The sequence below is a fragment of the Christensenella timonensis genome (genome assembly GCF_900087015.1).
GTDB classification, from domain to species: Bacteria; Bacillota; Clostridia; order Christensenellales; family Christensenellaceae; genus Christensenella; species Christensenella timonensis.
Genome location: NZ_FLKP01000002.1, coordinates 702,013 through 718,473, shown reverse-complemented (window position 1 = coordinate 718,473; position 16,461 = coordinate 702,013). Strand labels below are relative to the sequence as shown.

The 16,461-nt window shown below is 53.4% G+C and carries 15 protein-coding genes; 1 reads left to right on the top strand and 14 read right to left on the bottom strand.

Annotation, left to right across the window (positions count from 1 at the left end; translation table 11 throughout):
• Nucleotides 1-981 (top strand): sugar phosphate isomerase/epimerase family protein, encoded by a 981-nt coding sequence (locus BN6471_RS04920; protein WP_066646101.1) that lies wholly within the window; start codon nt 1-3, stop codon nt 979-981.
• A 56-nt stretch (nt 982-1,037) separates the two neighbouring features.
• Here the strand turns inward: BN6471_RS04920 and BN6471_RS04915 are convergent, their stop codons facing one another.
• The 14 genes from BN6471_RS04915 to mmsB all read right to left on the bottom strand — a co-directional run bounded on the left by BN6471_RS04915 (nt 1,038) and on the right by mmsB (nt 16,442).
• Nucleotides 1,038-1,877: an L-ribulose-5-phosphate 3-epimerase gene (locus BN6471_RS04915; protein WP_066646100.1), complete on the bottom strand. Its 840-nt coding sequence runs from the start codon at nt 1,875-1,877 to the stop codon at nt 1,038-1,040.
• Between the two features lie 9 nt (nt 1,878-1,886).
• Nucleotides 1,887-3,080: a dihydrolipoamide acetyltransferase family protein gene (locus tag BN6471_RS04910; RefSeq protein ID WP_066646098.1), complete on the bottom strand. Its 1,194-nt coding sequence runs from the start codon at nt 3,078-3,080 to the stop codon at nt 1,887-1,889.
• Between the two features lie 13 nt (nt 3,081-3,093).
• Nucleotides 3,094-4,068 (bottom strand): alpha-ketoacid dehydrogenase subunit beta, encoded by a 975-nt coding sequence (locus BN6471_RS04905; protein WP_066646096.1) that lies wholly within the window; start codon nt 4,066-4,068, stop codon nt 3,094-3,096.
• A gap of 13 nt (nt 4,069-4,081) precedes the next feature.
• Nucleotides 4,082-5,044, bottom strand: a complete 963-nt coding sequence (locus BN6471_RS04900) for a thiamine pyrophosphate-dependent dehydrogenase E1 component subunit alpha (protein WP_066646095.1) — start codon at nt 5,042-5,044, stop codon at nt 4,082-4,084.
• A gap of 107 nt (nt 5,045-5,151) precedes the next feature.
• Complete coding sequence (locus tag BN6471_RS04895) at nt 5,152-6,132, bottom strand: sugar-binding transcriptional regulator (RefSeq protein ID WP_066646094.1); 981 nt, start codon at nt 6,130-6,132, stop codon at nt 5,152-5,154.
• A 48-nt stretch (nt 6,133-6,180) separates the two neighbouring features.
• Nucleotides 6,181-7,128 (bottom strand): aldo/keto reductase, encoded by a 948-nt coding sequence (locus tag BN6471_RS04890; protein ID WP_066646093.1) that lies wholly within the window; start codon nt 7,126-7,128, stop codon nt 6,181-6,183.
• A gap of 51 nt (nt 7,129-7,179) precedes the next feature.
• Nucleotides 7,180-7,845, bottom strand: a complete 666-nt coding sequence (locus BN6471_RS04885; RefSeq protein WP_082903343.1) for a class II aldolase/adducin family protein — start codon at nt 7,843-7,845, stop codon at nt 7,180-7,182.
• A gap of 34 nt (nt 7,846-7,879) precedes the next feature.
• Nucleotides 7,880-8,176: a TIGR04076 family protein gene (locus tag BN6471_RS04880; protein ID WP_066646084.1), complete on the bottom strand. Its 297-nt coding sequence runs from the start codon at nt 8,174-8,176 to the stop codon at nt 7,880-7,882.
• A 20-nt stretch (nt 8,177-8,196) separates the two neighbouring features.
• On the bottom strand, nt 8,197-9,582 hold the full coding sequence (gene lpdA, locus BN6471_RS04875) for a dihydrolipoyl dehydrogenase (RefSeq protein ID WP_066646082.1): 1,386 nt from the start codon (nt 9,580-9,582) through the stop codon (nt 8,197-8,199).
• A gap of 10 nt (nt 9,583-9,592) precedes the next feature.
• Nucleotides 9,593-10,615 carry an ABC transporter permease gene (locus tag BN6471_RS04870; RefSeq protein WP_066646078.1) on the bottom strand — a complete coding sequence of 341 codons (1,023 nt, stop codon included), beginning with the start codon at nt 10,613-10,615 and terminating at the stop codon, nt 9,593-9,595.
• Entirely contained in the window at nt 10,612-12,105 is a 1,494-nt protein-coding gene (locus BN6471_RS04865; RefSeq protein WP_066646076.1) for a sugar ABC transporter ATP-binding protein, read from the bottom strand. The genes BN6471_RS04870 and BN6471_RS04865 overlap by 4 nt, the downstream gene beginning before the upstream one ends.
• A gap of 113 nt (nt 12,106-12,218) precedes the next feature.
• On the bottom strand, nt 12,219-13,268 hold the full coding sequence (locus tag BN6471_RS04860; protein ID WP_066646075.1) for a sugar ABC transporter substrate-binding protein: 1,050 nt from the start codon (nt 13,266-13,268) through the stop codon (nt 12,219-12,221).
• Nucleotides 13,269-13,280: 12 nt separating this feature from the next.
• The gene (locus BN6471_RS04855) at nt 13,281-14,828 is read right to left on the bottom strand and encodes a xylulokinase (RefSeq protein ID WP_066646074.1); all 1,548 of its coding nucleotides are present in this window, start codon (nt 14,826-14,828) and stop codon (nt 13,281-13,283) included.
• A gap of 438 nt (nt 14,829-15,266) precedes the next feature.
• The gene (gene mmsB, locus BN6471_RS04850; RefSeq protein ID WP_066646073.1) at nt 15,267-16,442 is read right to left on the bottom strand and encodes a multiple monosaccharide ABC transporter permease; all 1,176 of its coding nucleotides are present in this window, start codon (nt 16,440-16,442) and stop codon (nt 15,267-15,269) included.
• Nucleotides 16,443-16,461: the final 19 nt, after the last annotated feature.

The window sequence follows — 16,461 nt, the reverse complement described above, 5'->3', positions numbered from 1 at the left end:
ATGAAACTCGGATTTTTCACGGCAAACTTTACAGAAAAGCCATTGGAGGAAGTCATCAAGATGATCGCCCCCTATGGTTACGAATCGCTTGAGATCCCTGCGTACGAAGGAAACGGGCAGCTCGAAACAGCGGATGTCCTTAAAGGTGACAACGCCCAGCAGATCAAAAAGATGGTCGCAGGCTACGGCATGGATATCTGCGCACTCAGCAACCATTCCGACTCCTTCCTCATCATGGGGCCTACAGGTAAGGATACGGATTTCATTTATCAGGGAACAGCGGAAGAAAAAATCAAGCACGGTACACAGAGCCTGATTCGTACGGCGCAGGCGGCAAATGCGCTCGAAGCGCCGACCGTCGTCGGCTATCCCGGCGTTGAGAACTGGGGGCGTTTCTTCTTCTTCCCCTACGGACAAGGCTGGGCAGAATACGAGCAGCAGTTCGCCGAGCGCTTTACGCCCATCCTCGATAAGTTCCAGGAATACGGCGTACGCTTCGCGATCGAGATCCATCCCAACAGCTTCGTATACGATACGCTGACCGCTCTGCGCGCGCTTGAGCTTGTTGACTACCATCCCGCGCTCGGCTACAACCTGGACCCGGCAAACGTCATGTACCTGGGCCTCAGTGTAGAGCTGATGATCGACCGTTTAGGCGAACGTATCTACCACGTGCACGCCAAAGACGCGCAGATGGTCAAACAAAATATGCCTCTCGGAGGCGCGCTCATGCAGGGCGATATGAAGCGCCTCGACCGTTCGTTCCGTTTCCGCATCCCGGGCTGGGGGCAGACGCACTGGAAAGACGTTATCACCGAGCTTTCGATGGTCGGTTACCAAGGCGTTTTGAGCTATGAACACGAAGACGTGACGATGAGCCGTATGGACGGTGTGGAAAAAACCGCCGCATACTTAAAACCGTTGCTCATCAAAGCGCCGTATGAAGGCCGTACCGATAAACTGTTCAGCGACGATAAATAAAGAAAGAAAAAAACCGGCTTGCCGATCGGCAAGCCGGTTTTTTTATGCTGTTTTGATCAATAATCCTTCATTTTGTCCTTTAAAAATGAAATCGCTTCAAATATCCTGTGATGGGTGGACGGGTCGTCGTTTGCCCACATTTCCGCCGCCATAAAGCCCTGGTAACCAATGTCGTGCAAAGCCTTGAAACAGGCGTCAAAATCCACGATCCCTTCGCCGAAAAACGTGTTGCGCACATCGCCGTACACCACGTCCTTCCATTCGACCTCCGCAATATGCCGTGCGCCGAACGCCATGTCGCTCACCGGGTTATTACCCATCGCGGCGATGTTTCCCGGGTCGACGTCCAGCCCCAGATAGCACGTGTCAAACATGCGTACATAGCGCATAGCCTTTTGCGTGGTATCCATAAAATCACTGTCCATCGTCTCCAGCGCCAGCACCGTTCCCCGGCGCGCCGCGTGTTCCACACATTCCTCCAGGGACTGCACAAAATATCCCTCGGTCATCATGTTGCGCGGTTTTTCGTATTCGTCATAGCTGGCGAACTGGATCACCCTCGCCCCGATAAAGGCCGCAAAATCCATCGCGCTTTTCAGCAGCCGTACGCCCTCGCTGCGCACCTGCCCATCCTCGCTGCCCAGCGGATAAAAGCGGTTTGCCGTAAAGGCAAAGGTATAAAGAGGCATATTTTTTTGCTCGGAAGCCCGGCGGATTTTCAGCTGCTCCTCTTTGTTTTGCAGCCTGTCTAACTTCTCCGGCGTCGCGTCGATGGCGATCTCAAAATAATCGTATCCCGCTTCGCGCGCCAGCGCAAACTTGTCCTCCCAGCTCCACGCAGTGCATACCGATTTTTCATAAAGTCCAAAGGGCAAGTCTTTTAACTTCTTACGCATATGCTGTCCTCACACCAATTTTTCCGGCGCCTCAAGCAGCGTCCGTACACTGCGCAGGAAATGTCCCGCCGGCGCGCCGTCGATCACCCTATGGTCATACGTGACGGCGATCTGCATGATCTTACGCGGCTCGATCACCGTGCACGTTTCGTCCGTATACCGCGGCAGTACGCGCACCGCTCCCACGCCCAGGATCGCCGTTTGCGGATAATTTATGATGGGCGTAAAAATCAGCACGTCGAGCATTCCGATGTTAGAAACGGTAAACGTCCCCTTCTTCATCTCGTCGTTGGTGATCCTGCCTTCTTTACCCTTTTGCGCAAACAAATCGATGTCGCCTGTGATATCGAACACATCGCGCTCGTCCGCATGCATCACGACCGGGACAGCAAGCCCCTCCGGCAAATCCACCGCGCACGAAATATTGACATCCCCGCGATATACGATCTCTCCGCTGCTTTCAATGTACGATGAATTTACGATCTCATACTCTTTTAAAGCATATGCCGCCGCTTTGATGATGAGCGCCGTCACGGATATCCGCTTGCCCTCGCCCTTCAGCTTTTTCATCAGGTCGAATGCCGCGGTCATATCCACTTCCATAAAATTGGTCAAACGCGCCGTGTGCTCGCAACTTTCCACCATGTTTTTGGCGACCGTTTTACGCATTGCCGAAGCCTTGGCGATACGGTCGTTTGCTTCGATTTCGATCGCCGCCGGTGCGCCGCCCTGCTTGCTCTGTTCAAACGCTTCGATTTCCTCTTCCGTGATCTTGCGGCCCCCGCAAAAACGCGCAAGCTCGTCGGCGTCGATGCCCTTCTGCTGGATCAGCTTGCGTATCTTGGGCATCATCTTGCCCTGTACGCTTTTTGCTGGCGCAACCACCTGCCGCACGGCGGCAGTCGCCTCCGCTTCCTCTTTCTCCTTGCTCCCAAGCTCTGCCAGCAGGCCGGTAATGTCCTCTCCCGCCTGTCCGACCACCGCGATAGGCGTATTGACCGGGTAAGCTTCCCCCTCCTCTGCGATCAGCTTGAGTATCACACCTTCATAGATGGAAAGCATATCCTCCGTCTCTTTTTCATTCTCCACCGAACAGAGCGGATCATCCACTTTGACCGTATCGCCTTCTTTGACCAGCCATTTGGCGAGCGTGCCTTCTTCCATCGTAAGCGTCATTTTGGATAAAACGATAAATTCTGCCAATGCCTTTTCTCCTTTATTCCATCACTTTGAAAACAGCGTCCAGCACATCCTTTTTCCCCACGCTCAAGCCTTCGATCAGGCGGGAATTGGAGGGATTGGGAACATCTTTACACGCCACACGCAATACAGGCGCCGATAAATCTTCGATACATTCCTCCGCAATGAACGCCGCGAATTCAGCGCCTGCGCCGCCTGTCTTGAAGCCTTCATACGAAACGATCGCGCGGCCCGTTTTGGCGACCGATTTGCGGATCGCTTCCTTATCGTAGGGGAGGATCGTACGCAAGTCGACGACTTCCACACTGATACCGGATTTCTCCGCCTCTGCCGCCGCCGCAAGCGCATCGTGCACGCCGACGCCGTACGTGATGATGGAAACGTCCGTACCCTCGCGTTTTACGTCCGCCTTGCCGATGGGCAGTACATATTCTTCCTCCGGCACCTCACCTTTTACCTGGTATAAAGGCGAATATTCCATAAATACGACAGGATCGTTGTCGCGGATGGAAGCCTTGATCAGTCCTTTCACATCGTAAGGGGTAGACGGCACAACGACCTTGACGCCCGGCGAATTGACGAACATCGCATCAAAATTCCCGCAGTGGTGCGGCCCGGATACAATACGCATCCAGTTACACGTACGCACGACCATCGAACAATTGATTTTTCCTCCCGACACATAATGCAGCGTACCCGCCTGGTTATGTATCTCATCCAAAAGTAACGGCATCAAAGAGCCGAACATGATCTCTACCACCGGGCGCATACCGAACATCCCCGCGCCCACGGCCACACCGCCGAGCGCCGCCTCCGAAATGGGAGAATCGATCACGCGGCCCGGGAATTCCTTGTCCAGCCCATCCGTCACCTTGAACATCCCGCCCTGTTCCCGGCCAAGCGATTCACCGATCTGGAACACATCCGGATCCCTTCTCATTTCTTCTGCCAGCCCTTCGCGCAGGGCTTCAATAAATCTCATTGTTTTCATCGTTCGTCCCTCCTCACACAACCGGCTGGCTGTAAACCTGGTCCATACCTTCTGTAACCTCAGGCTTTTCACTGTTCCTGCCAAATTCCACGCCATCCATCACTTTCTTATGGACGCGTTCCTTGATCTGCGCATCAAGCCCGTCCGTCAGGACGCCCTGTTCTTTGAGCTTCGTTTCGTACCGGTAGATCGCGTCAACGTCCGGCTGCTTGAAGCCTTCGATCGCTTCCGGTGTATTGCGCGCGCTATTCACACTGTCCGTCCACTTATTGGTCACGCACTCAAGCAGGCACGGCCTTCCGCCTGCGCGGATCTTTGCGGCAAATTCGGAAGCCTTTGCAAAAATTGCGTCCGGGTCGTTTCCGTCTACCGTCGCCCCCTCGATGTCATAGGCCATCGCCCGTTTTGCGATACGGTCGACTGCCGTTGTCTGCGTGCAGTCGTTCCACATCTGGCGGTTGTTGAACTCAACGACATACAGCACCGGCAGGCACTGCACCGCCGCCAGGTTCAGGCTTTCGTGGAACGTTCCACGGTTGGTCGATCCTTCGCCGCCAACGCATACGCACATAGCTCCATCGCGTTTGGCTACAAAGCCCGCTCCCGCTGCGATCCCCCACTGCGCGCCTACGATCGCATTGCCTGTCAGCGCTTTTTTGCTGATATCCATCAGGTGTATCTGTCCGCCGCGCCCGCGCGTCGCCCCCGTTATACGCCCGAACATCTCGCCCCAGAATGCATGATAGTCGCAGCCGCGTGCAAAGTAATGTCCGCCGCCGCGGTGCCCTGTGACCAGGTAGTCCTTATCCGTATAGACCTGCGCCAGCGTTGCCGGGATCGCCTCCTGCCCCAGGCAAGGCAGCATATGCCCTTCGATCTCGCCCTTTTTATAAAGCTCGATCATCTTCAGTTCAGTTTCTCTTATGAGCAGCATCGTCTCATAAACCGTTAATTTTTGTTCCTTGGAAAGCTGCATGATAACCTCCTGTGATTCTTGATAATGTGGTTCTATCCCTATTGTTGCGCTCTGTATGCACAAAGTCAACAATATCGCGCCGTTGCGTGCACATATGTGCACGCGATTTATTTTTCCTGTTCTCGTTCGAGCAATTCCAGAACGGACAGCGCCACGACTTCTGTCGTAATCATGGTCGTAAAATATCCGCCCCGCGCCGCGGCGACAATGGACTTCACCTTATCCTTGCCCGCTGCCAGCGCCACCGTTTCAGGAACGGCTTTCAAAAGCTCCGGTTCAATGGTCATGACGCGATCCTTTAAAATGGAATCGATTGCGTTGCCCCGTTCATCGAGCAGGCAGCTGAACACTTCGCCAAAACGCTCTTGTTTTCTCAAAAGATTGCACTCTTTTGCAGAAAGGTAATTTTTATAAAAAGGGATATATACCTCCGGCTGGCATGAGCTGAGGCCGAAAAATGCGATGTCCAGCTTTTTGAAATAATCGATATGGCTTTTGATCGTTTTTTCTTCCAGCAGCATGTCGCGCAGCACTTTATCCTTTACAATATATGGTACGGGAAACAGCGACCACTGCGCCCCCGCCTTCGTTGCAAGGCTTTTGACGATGTCGTGCCCATCCATATACCAGCTGTCGGAAACAGACTGTGACGCCGTACTGCCTGAAATCTGCACAAACAGGCTGTCATGGTATTGCTGCTCGGGTGAAAATTCCCGCACCATCGTCTGCAAGGTCGTGCCCCAGTCAAGGCCAACCAGCATGCCGTCCTTTAAGCGTTCCGCTAAGTATTTTGCGCCCGCTTTTCCCACGTTCGTCTTGGATTCGAGCGCCGTCGTCCCCGGATTCACGATGATGCATTTTTTGATATCCAGTCCCTTGATGACCTGGGCTTCCATGCTCTTGTAATAATGCGGCTTGTTGTTGACGCGGAATTCTATGATATTGAGCTCCTTGCAGCGCTTTAAGACACGCGACACCTTAAAACGGGAAATGTTGAATATCTGCGCGATCTCGTCCTGCGATAATTCCCCCATATAGTAAAGCGTTGCGATTTTTCCATACGTTTCCCGCGTTTCGTCAAATTTCATCTGTTATCCACCACTCCCGTCTTTCGCATCCGCAGTGCCATTTCCCATTCATCCCATGATCCTGCCATAGGCGGTATTGATCACGTCAAGCTCTTCTTTTGTCAATTCCCAGTCTGCGGCTTTTGTGTTCTCGATCGCTGTCTGCGGCCTCGTCGCACCCAATAGCGCACACGTGACGCCCTTTTGGCAGAGGACCCAGTTGATGGATACCTGCGCGATAGAAACGTTCCGCGCGTCAGCGATTTCTTTCAACGTTTTTAAAAGCTGCTGGCATTTCGACCACATCGGTTCTTCATAGTAAGGGTAAAAGGACGCCCTCAACTCTTTTCCGCCGATGCCGATTTTGCCCATTTTACCGGACAATATACCGCCTCCGAGCGACCCGTACGTGAGCACGCCGAGTCCGTTTTCCGCACAAAAGCCGAGTACGCCGTCCTCAAACGACTGTCGGTTTAAAAGGCTTAATGGCGGCTGTACGCTCGCGATATCCGCCACATCGACCGCCAACCGCAGTTCCGCGACAGAGAAGTTCGATACCCCGATCGCGCGGATCTTGCCTTCCTCCTTAAAGCGCAGCATCGTTTCCAGCGCCACCTCCAGCGGGGTATTGTGATCCGGCCAGTGTATCTGGTATAAGTCGATATAATCCGTCTTTAGGTTCCGCAGGGATTCTTCCAGCTCGCAGCGTATGACGTTCGGGTCGGAGCACTTGACATAATTGCCGCCATACGCGCGCAGCACGCCGGCCTTGGTCGCAAGCACCACCTTATCGCGCATGCCCTGGATCGCCTTGCCGACTACTTTTTCCGCAGCGCAATCCTCGCCGTATGCACGCGCCGTGTCCACCAGGTTCACGCCATGCTCCACCGAAGCATGGATCGCGCTGATCGCGCGGCCTTGATCCACCTCGCCAAAAAAGTCATTTCCCATTGCCCATGTACCGTGTGCAATGACCGAAACATCGATCCCGCTGTTTCCCAGTTTTTGATACCTCATTGCTTTTTCCTCCGTTTCGTCATGGATCAGGCCGCCCGCCGCTCCGCTATCCTATTTGATGTGCTGCCCCACGACTGATTTTGCAAACTTGTGCGCCCTGTCCGCTTCGTCTTCATTCAGGTAATAGGGATTCCCCAGTTGTTCCGCGATAAATGCGATCTGCGCCGATACCTCGCAGGTAATGATGTTTTCGATCGCTTCTTCCACCGTCGGCCCGCCCACCACGAGGCCGTGGTTGCGGATATTGACGGCATATCCTTTGCCCATCGTATCCACGATATCCTGTAAATATTCTTCATTGTGCGGGTCGGGATGCACCCAGTGCGTGCAGGGCACCGCGCCCCCGACCAGGTTGCCGTGCGTCGTCGTCACAACCGGGATTTCCCTGTTGCACACGGCGTACGCCGTTGCATAACGGGAATGCGAATGTGTGACGCACAGGATATCCGGGCGCTCCCGCAGCACCTTCGTAAACATATCGCATGCGCAGGACGGCCGGCGGTATCCATCCACCAACTCATAGGTCTTGATATCGATCACACACATGTCGTCCCAGCGCAGGTCTTCATATTCCATCCCGCTCGGTGTGATCACGCACAAATCCGTCTCCGGGTCGCGTGCCGCCACGGTGCCCCCCGCCATAACGATCAGGTCGTATGCGCGCAGCCTTTTGCCCGCTTCCAAAACTCTTTCCCTCAACTCCCTCAACATTGCCATTTTTCCGTTCTCCTTTATGAAAAATTTTGATTGGTTATGCTTCTATTCTTTCCAGTTTGAATACCACAGGCGAAAGCCCGTCCGAGCAGGCGGAATACATCATGTTTCCCTGCTTACAGTACGTCATCTCTCCGCCAAAACGCAGCGTCATGACCACCGGCCACAGATCGTGCCATGCCCATGTACAAAACCCTTCCGGCATTTTGCCGTCTACCTTGACCGTGAACGCCGCCCCCACGTCAAACGCATGACAGCCGCCGCTGTAATCAGGCAGCTCGTCGCAGTCAAATTTCCTGTACACCGTTATCTTCACCGGATATTTCTGTGCCATCAATTTTTCCTCCTGAATACTTATACTTTATGGATCGCCTTTTTATCGGCGTCCAGGATGCTTTCGCGGATAAACTCAGATACGGTCGGATGTGCAAAAATCATCTGTGCTACGTCCTCTCCCGTCGCCTCGAACTTAATCACGCCCGCAAACGGCGAGACCATCTCCGTCACGTTCGGCCCTGCCAGGTGTATCCCCAACACCGTACCATCGCCTGCGTCCAGCACCGCCTTGGAAAACCCGTCGCGCATCCCTTCGATCATAGAGCGTCCGTTGGCAGAAGCCGCAAACATCCCTGTTTTAACAGTATATCCCGCTTCCGAGGCCTTTTGCTCGGTATATCCCATCGCCGCCATTTCAGGACTCGTGTAAATACAATATGGAACGATCCGTTCATCCATTTCCAGCTTGTCTCCAAACAGGTTGCCAACAGCGATCTCCGCTTGATGTGAGGCCACATGCGCAAGCTGTATACCGCCCGTCACATCGCCGATCGCATAGATCCCGCTGACATTCGTGCGGCATCCCCCATCGACGGGGATATTGCCGCGCTCATCCATAGCGACGCCCGCTTCGTGTGCATCAAGGCCGTCCGCCACTGCGCGCCGTCCTGCCGCAACCAGCACCTTGTCAGCCGTCACACTTTTTTGTGTGCCGTCGCTCTCTGTGTATGTCACGCATACGCCCGCTCCCGTGTCCTGTGCGCCCTGTACCCTGCACGAAAGGTGGATGTCCACGCCGTCCTTTTTGAGTACGCGCGTCATCAATGCGGACAGGTCTCCGTCCATCGTCGCCACTAAGCTGCCGAGCGCCTCCAATATCGTGACCGTAACGCCCAGCCGTGCAAATGCCTGCGCGAACTCACAGCCGATCACGCCCCCGCCAATGACCACCATGCTTTTGGGTAACTCACACAGCGCAAGCGCATGGTCGGAATTGATGATATTTTTGCCGTCCGCCTCCAAAAACGGCAGATTGCAGGGCACGCTGCCCGTCGCGATGATAACGTTTTTTGCCTCGAGCCCTATCTCGCCTTCCGCTGTTTTTACCGCCACTTTGTCACGTGATAAAAACCGCGCCCCGCCCTTTATGACTTCCGCGCCGGCCTTGCCGAGCAAAAACTCCACACCGCCGCGCAACTGCTTTACGATCCCTTCCTTACGCCGTACGACCGCCGCATAATCGACTTGCGGCTCAGAGGTCACAATACCCAGTTCCGCAAAGCTTTTCGCCTCATGAAAAAGTTTTGCGCTATGCAGGATCGCCTTGGTGGGGATACATCCCCGGTTCAGGCACGTGCCGCCCAGCATATCCTTTTCCACCAGCGTCACCTTCGCACCCCGCTTTGCCGCGGCGATCGCCGCCACATATCCGCCCGGGCCGCCGCCGATCACTAAAATATCCATACTCTCTCCTTTACGCCGCCGCTTCCTTTTTGCGTTCCTCTTCCTCGCGGCGCAGCTCCACTAAGTTCTGCTGCTTGGCCTGCGACATCGAATCGATACCGACGGCGACCAGCAGCACTACGCCCTTGATGAACATCTGCCAGAACTCATTGAGCCCGACGGACACCAATCCATACGAAAGAACCCCCATGATAACCACGCCAAAGAACACGCCCCATAGCTTCCCGGAGCCGCCCGCCATGGAGATGCCTCCCAATACGCAAGCCGTCACCACTTCAAATTCGTAACCGAGACCCGCGCGCGGCTGGCCGGAATTCATGCGCGAGAACAGCAGGATCCCAGCGACGCCCGTAAGCAATCCGCTGATCATATACACGGAATACTTTACTTTTTTCACATGGATGCCAGAAAGGCGCGCGACCTCTTCATTGCCGCCCACGCAATAGACGTGCCGTCCATAGACCGTTTTGTGTAAGATAATGCCGCCGATCACGAATACCGCGCCCATCACGATGACCGGGAACGGAACCGGGCCAACGCTGCCCTGTCCCACAAAGCTGAATACCTCCGGTATGTTCTCATATACCGGAACCGCCCCCGTAAAGATATATACAAGGCCGCGTACGATCTGCATCATCGCCAGCGTAACGATAAGCGGCGGTATTTTGATCTCATTTACGAAGAAGCCGTTTGCAAATCCTATCGCTGTCGCAGCGCCGATCCCTACCAACGAACCGAGGATCGCGTTCGCCTCCTGCGTATTAAACGGTACCTGCGCCATTACGAGCGCTGCCACTACGATAGCAAGCGCCATATTAGAGCCCACTGAAAGGTCGATCCCTCCCGTAAGCATACAAAACGTCATGCCCACCGCGATAATACCCATGAACGCCACTTGCTTCAGCAGCTCCATGATATTGCCCGGATCCATAAAAAGCGGATTCAACAGCGCAAATACGATGAATAACGCCACAAGCACGATCACGATACCAAACTTTTTGAAAAATTCCCCTGCCGATAACTTACTCTTCATGCCAGTTCTCCTTTTTTTGATGATGCCATAGTCAAAAGCCTTTCCTGATTAAGTTCCGTGCGCGCGACCTCGCCCACGATCTCCCCTTCGTGCATGACGATGGCCCGGTCGCTCATACCGATCAATTCAGGCAGCTCCGAGCTGATCATAATAATGCTTTTCCCCTGCGCGGCCAGCCTGTCCATCAGTTCATATATCTCCGACTTTGCCCCTACGTCTATGCCGCGCGTCGGTTCGTCGATAATGATGATATCCGACTTTGCCGCCATCCATTTGGCAAGCACCACCTTTTGTTGGTTGCCGCCTGACAAGTTGCGCACAAGCTGCTTGCTTGAAGGCGTTTTGATGGAGATCATTTTGATATATTCGCCGACGATCTTTTTTTCCTCATCGCTGGAAATAAAACCATTTTTGGCAAGTGATTTTAATACGATCATCGAAAGGTTGAAGTCAATGCCCATATTGAGCAGCAGCCCCTGCGATTTCCGGTCTTCCGGCAGCAGGGATATCCCATAACGGATCGCGTCCGTAGGCGATTTGATTTTCGCTTTTTTCCCTTTGATATAGATATCGCCGAGGTAGCTGTCCGCACCGAATATCATGCGCACAAGCTCTGTGCGTCCCGCGCCCACAAGCCCGGTGATCCCCAGGATCTCTCCTTTTCGCAGCGAAAAACTCGCGCCCTTCACATGCTCGTTGTAAAGGTCTTTTACCTCCATCACAACATCGTCGTAAACAGTATGGTTGCACGGATATGTCCCCGTCAGCTCACGCCCGACCATCATGCGGATCAGCATTTCCTTGTTCATCTCGCTGACCGGCTTGGTGTCGATGTATTGCCCATCCCTGAAAACCGTCACCGTGTCCGCGATCTCAAAAATCTCTTCCAATCTATGGGAAATGTAAACGATTGCCGTGCCTTCCTTCTTCAGTCTCCTGATCAGTTCAAATAGCGCTTTCAGCTCACGGTTTGTAAGCGTTGCGGACGGTTCGTCCATCACAATGATTTTTGCTTTGTTTAAAATTGCCTTTGCGATCTCCGTCAGTTGTTGGTATGCGACGCTTAATTCCCTGACCGGCGTCGCGGGATCGACATCCATATTCAGTTGCTTGAATATTTCTTTGGAACGCTTGACCATCTCTGCCTTGTCGGAAAAGATCCCCTTTTTAACCTCTTTCCCAAAAAATAAATTTTCCTCGATCGACATCATGGGCACCAGGTTGAATTCCTGGTAAATAACGCTGATGCCCATATCCATGGCCTCATGGGGCGTATAATTTTTATATTCCTGCCCGTCAAATACGATCGACCCGCCGTCCCGTTTGACAGCGCCCGCCAGTATTTTAATCAGCGTCGATTTGCCTGCGCCGTTCTCGCCGATCAACGCGTGTACCTCGCCTTTTTTGAGGGTGAAGTCCACTTCCTCCAGCGCGACCACCCCGGGGTACAGCTTGGTGATCCCTTTCATTTCCAATATATTATCCTGCATAGTTGCCTCCGGCCCTTTCCGGCAATATGGTTATGTAATTGCCCGCAAGTCCAATACACGAATTCCATGCATGGGGAGGGAGCCGTTATTCCCTCCCCGCATGGGACAATATCCTATTCGTACTGTTTCAGGTACTCTGCCGCGTTTTCTTTTGTCACTTCTTCAAAAGCGCAATATTGTACCTTCTCGAAATCTTTTCCGGCAAGTGCATCCGCACAGATCTGGAATGCCGTATTGCCGATCTCTTGGTTATCGAGCGCAACCGTACCGCGGTACATCCCGTCCTCCAGGATATATCCAAACGCCTGCGGTACGCCGTCCGCGCCAACCACACAGTATTTCGCCTGGTCTTCGGGCTTCACTTTTGCTTTCAGCACCTCATAAGCGCCGATCGCACCCGTATCGTCAGAATCCGCCAGGAACATCCTTGTGTTCGGATTGCCTGCCAAAATCGCTTCCGTCATCTTCATCGCCGATTCTACGTCGACAGAGTTCTGGTCGTTTACGATCGTTGCCGTGGGATAGTATTCCTTGACCGCATCTTCCATACCGCGTCCGCGTTCGATGCCCGGCAGGTAATCGTGTATCCTCAGTAGCGCTACCTCCAGTTCCTCATCCGGGAAATTCTCCGCCATATACTGCGCGCCCAGTTTTCCGATCGCATAGCCGTACTCGTATTCATCCACCAATACGTTCGCCGTTGCGTTTTCCAGTTCGATGTACATCGACACCAGCGCCACGCCGTTTTCCGTACAACGCTTCGCAACATCTTCCAGTGTCGGGCCGTCGACCGTGACCACGATGATACCGTTCACGCCGGAGTTCATCATCGTTTCGATCAACTGCAGCTGCTTGTTGGCATCGCCGTTTGCATCCGCGACCACCAGCTCCACGCCTGCCGCGTCGCATTTTGCCTTGATCGCTTTTTCCATGACCTGATACATCTGCCACGATTGCATATTGTGTACCAGCCCGAGCTTTTTGAATTCTCCTGCCGCAACCGGCGCGGCCGATTCGTCCGCAGCAGCGCTTTCATCCGCCGGCGCATCTTCCTGCGTCGCCTGTGCAGACGCGCTCTGTGCCGGCTGATCCACCGGTGTGCACGCCGTAAACATCAATACCGCTACCAGCACCACTGCCAAAACCATCGATAATTTTTTCATTTTTTCCTCCTCTTACTCCTGATTATATTTTTCCTTTATATCCGCGATCCGGGCAAACGCCCCTTTCAAACCCGGATATAAACTTTTGTACACCTGGTACAATTCCTCATAGAGCATGCGGTTCTTTTCATCAGGCATGAACGCATCCCGCCTGATTCTCACTGCCCGCTCAACCCCCTGTTCAAAATCCCGGTAAAGCCCTGCGCCTACCGCTGCGATGATGGCGCTGCCAAAAGGCGCACCCTCCGTTTCCTCGGGCAGGGATACCGGACAGCCCGTGATATCCGCGATGATCTGCAGCCACAGCGGGCTTCTGGCGATCCCGCCCGTCAGCACCATCTTGTCGATCTCCCCGCCCATCTCACGAATAAGCGCCATGTTGTCGCGCATGGAAAACGCGACCCCCTCGAGCGATGCGCGCAGCATATCTCCCTTGGTCGTATCCGTTCCCATGCCGAGGAATACCCCGCGCGCATCGGGATCGTTGTTGGGCGTGTAATCGCCGTCCAGATACGGCAGGAACAAGACTCCGTTTGCACCCGGCTTCGCCTTTTTCGCCTGCCCGTTCAGGTAATCGTATGCGTCCGTACCCATCATTTGCGCCATTTGCGCTTCCAACTGCCCAAAGGTATTGCGCATCCATTTATAGCTAAGTCCCGTCGACGACATGACCGTGATCGTCATGGTGAGCCCCGGGACGCAGTGCGGGTAGGTGATCGCCGTCGGATGGGAAACCGGCCCTTGCGTGTTTGCCGCGATATTGGCCGCCGACCCTGTCGAAACAAATCCCTGTCCCTTTTGGAAAGCGCCTGTCGCAAGCGCCACAGGGGAAGCGTCGTCCACACCGCCAAAGACAAGGGTTCCCGGCGCAAGGCCGCTTAAAGCCGCTCCTTCCTGCGTCACCTCGCCCACTACTTCCCAGGCGTCCACCAGCCTTGGAAACATCGACCTGTCAAACCCCATCGCAGCAATGATCTCCTCGTCCCATTCCCGCGTATAGGCATTGTATTGGCTGTAAAAGCCTGCCTCCACACGGCTGAACGCCCACCGGCCCGTAAGCATAAAGTTCATATAGCTTACCTCCGTCGCCACATAATCCGCCGTTTCAAATACTTCCGGTCGTTTTATTTTCCACCAATACTGCTTTACCGAGGCGCTGTACATGCCGATATAGTTTCCGTTGCGTTCCACCGCCAGTTTGCCGTACCGCTTGTCCGCTTCGTTAAGAAGCTCCAAGTGCCGCATGTCGTTGTAGTGCACCGCATCGGTCACGGGCGTTCCATCCTCTTTTACCAGAAAAGACATCACCGTCCATCCGCCAAAGCAGATTCCCGCCACCTCGCGCGGGTCGATCCCTGCTTCAAAGCCGCGGGCCAATATCCGCTTCGTATATGCCAGCCAATCCTTCGGGTCATATTCTATGGCTTCCGCATTTTCGGTCTTAGCCGGAACGATCTCCTCCGTCTGCGTGGAAACGATCCTGTTGCTGCGTGTATCCAAAAAAACCGCTTTGATCGTTGTCGTCCCCAGATCTACGCCGATCACATATTTTTTGGGCATCTCATTTCTCCTTGTATTCAATTGATTACGCGTAAATTGTCCGATCTGAAAAATAATGTTTTGTTCTATGGTGTTTTTATCATACTACCATGCAATTTTTTCAAAAAAAACCACCTTTTGAACAACGCTGCTCAAATGTGCAAAAACCAGATTTCTTTTTTGATAATTTGTTATGGAAATTCAAGCGTGTATAAGGATATTGTACAATACCGCCCTGTTATTTGCTATTTTAGCGGGCTTTTTTAATATTGCAATTTTTCTAAAATGTGCTTCATTTGCTTTGTTTCATTACACTTTTTTGCACCGTTTCACAAAACCAGTAACCTGTTTCCTGCCAATACAAAAAACAGGCCTGCACTCAACGAGTACAAACCTGTCTGCTTTGACGGACTATTCAGGAACCGGATACTATCGGGCTCTCCTTGCACCTGGCCAATGTTATGCAGTCGCTACCTTGGACTTTGTCATCACATCGAACAATACGGCAAAGATCAGTACCAGCCCTTTGATGATCTGCTGGATATCCACGCCAAATCCCAGGATTGACATACCGTTGTTCAGCACACCCATAACGAGCGCACCGATCAACGCACCCATGATCGTACCGATACCTCCGGATGAAGACGCCCCGCCGATATAGCAGGCCGCGATGGCGTCCAGCTCGAATCCGTCGCCGCCCTGTGGTGTCGCATAATTGAGCCTTGCCGCATAGATGATACCGGCGACCGCCGCCAAAACCCCCATGTTGATAAAAATAATGAATTTTACTTTTTTCGTATTAATCCCGGACAGCGCCGTTGCCCTTTCGTTGCCGCCTAATGCGTATACGCGCCTGCCGAATACCGAGCGGTTCGCCACAAAGGAATAGATCCCCAGCAAGATGGCCAATACGATGAGTACATTGGGGATCCCGTCGTAAGCGGCCAGCACCAGGCAAAGGCCAATGATCACGACCGCGATCAGCGCCGTCTGCACCACGAACAACGTCTTGCTCATGGATTCCGTCCCCAGCTGCAAACGTCGCTGCTTGTTCCTCTTATGCGCCGACAGCCCTATGTACAAAGCTGCTAAAAATACCCCGACAATCAACGTCGTCAACTTCAACGATTCCAAATGAAACGCGTCCGGGATAAATCCTGAGCTCAACTTTTGTATCATATCCGGAAACGGCCCGATCGATTTTGAATCCAGCAGGCGGAGCATCAACCCGCGGAAGATCATCATGCCGCCCAGCGTAACGACAAAAGCCGGTACCCTGAAATAAGCGATCCACATCCCTTGCCACATGCCGGCAAGCGCACCGACTCCCAGACCGATACAAATGGCAAGAATGGGGTTTACTTTCATGGTAACGGCGAGTATCCCGACGATCGCGCCGACCAGTCCGGCCAACGATCCTACCGACAAGTCGAAATCGCCGCCCACGATGACAAAGAGCATGCCGATCGCCAAAATAATGATGTGCGCATTTTGCAAGATCAGGTTGGTGATGTTGAGCGGCATCAGCATGATCCCGTTTGTAGCGATTTGAAAAATAACAAGCACCGCCACCAAAGCAATCAGCATCGCATATTGCCTCGTATTTTTCTTTAGCATCTTTTTAATAGCTTCCATGACTTCCCTCCGGCTCTGT

Bases quoted from the DNA above. Each gene is read 5' to 3' on its own strand.
- lpdA (WP_066646082.1), bottom strand. From the start codon at position 9,582: ATGGATATTTTAGTGATCGGCGGCGGCCCGGGCGGATATGTGGCGGCG.
- BN6471_RS04855 (WP_066646074.1), bottom strand. From the start codon at position 14,828: ATGCCCAAAAAATATGTGATCGGCGTAGATCTGGGGACGACAACGATC.
- BN6471_RS04915 (WP_066646100.1), bottom strand. From the start codon at position 1,877: ATGCGTAAGAAGTTAAAAGACTTGCCCTTTGGACTTTATGAAAAATCG.
- BN6471_RS04905 (WP_066646096.1), bottom strand. From the start codon at position 4,068: ATGAAAACAATGAGATTTATTGAAGCCCTGCGCGAAGGGCTGGCAGAA.
- BN6471_RS04870 (WP_066646078.1), bottom strand. From the start codon at position 10,615: ATGAAGAGTAAGTTATCGGCAGGGGAATTTTTCAAAAAGTTTGGTATC.
- BN6471_RS04880 (WP_066646084.1), bottom strand. From the start codon at position 8,176: ATGGCACAGAAATATCCGGTGAAGATAACGGTGTACAGGAAATTTGAC.
- BN6471_RS04885 (WP_082903343.1), bottom strand. From the start codon at position 7,845: ATGGCAATGTTGAGGGAGTTGAGGGAAAGAGTTTTGGAAGCGGGCAAA.
- BN6471_RS04860 (WP_066646075.1), bottom strand. From the start codon at position 13,268: ATGAAAAAATTATCGATGGTTTTGGCAGTGGTGCTGGTAGCGGTATTG.
- BN6471_RS04900 (WP_066646095.1), bottom strand. From the start codon at position 5,044: ATGCAGCTTTCCAAGGAACAAAAATTAACGGTTTATGAGACGATGCTG.
- BN6471_RS04865 (WP_066646076.1), bottom strand. From the start codon at position 12,105: ATGCAGGATAATATATTGGAAATGAAAGGGATCACCAAGCTGTACCCC.
- mmsB (WP_066646073.1), bottom strand. From the start codon at position 16,442: ATGGAAGCTATTAAAAAGATGCTAAAGAAAAATACGAGGCAATATGCG.
- BN6471_RS04920 (WP_066646101.1), top strand. From the start codon at position 1: ATGAAACTCGGATTTTTCACGGCAAACTTTACAGAAAAGCCATTGGAG.
- BN6471_RS04895 (WP_066646094.1), bottom strand. From the start codon at position 6,132: ATGAAATTTGACGAAACGCGGGAAACGTATGGAAAAATCGCAACGCTT.
- BN6471_RS04890 (WP_066646093.1), bottom strand. From the start codon at position 7,128: ATGAGGTATCAAAAACTGGGAAACAGCGGGATCGATGTTTCGGTCATT.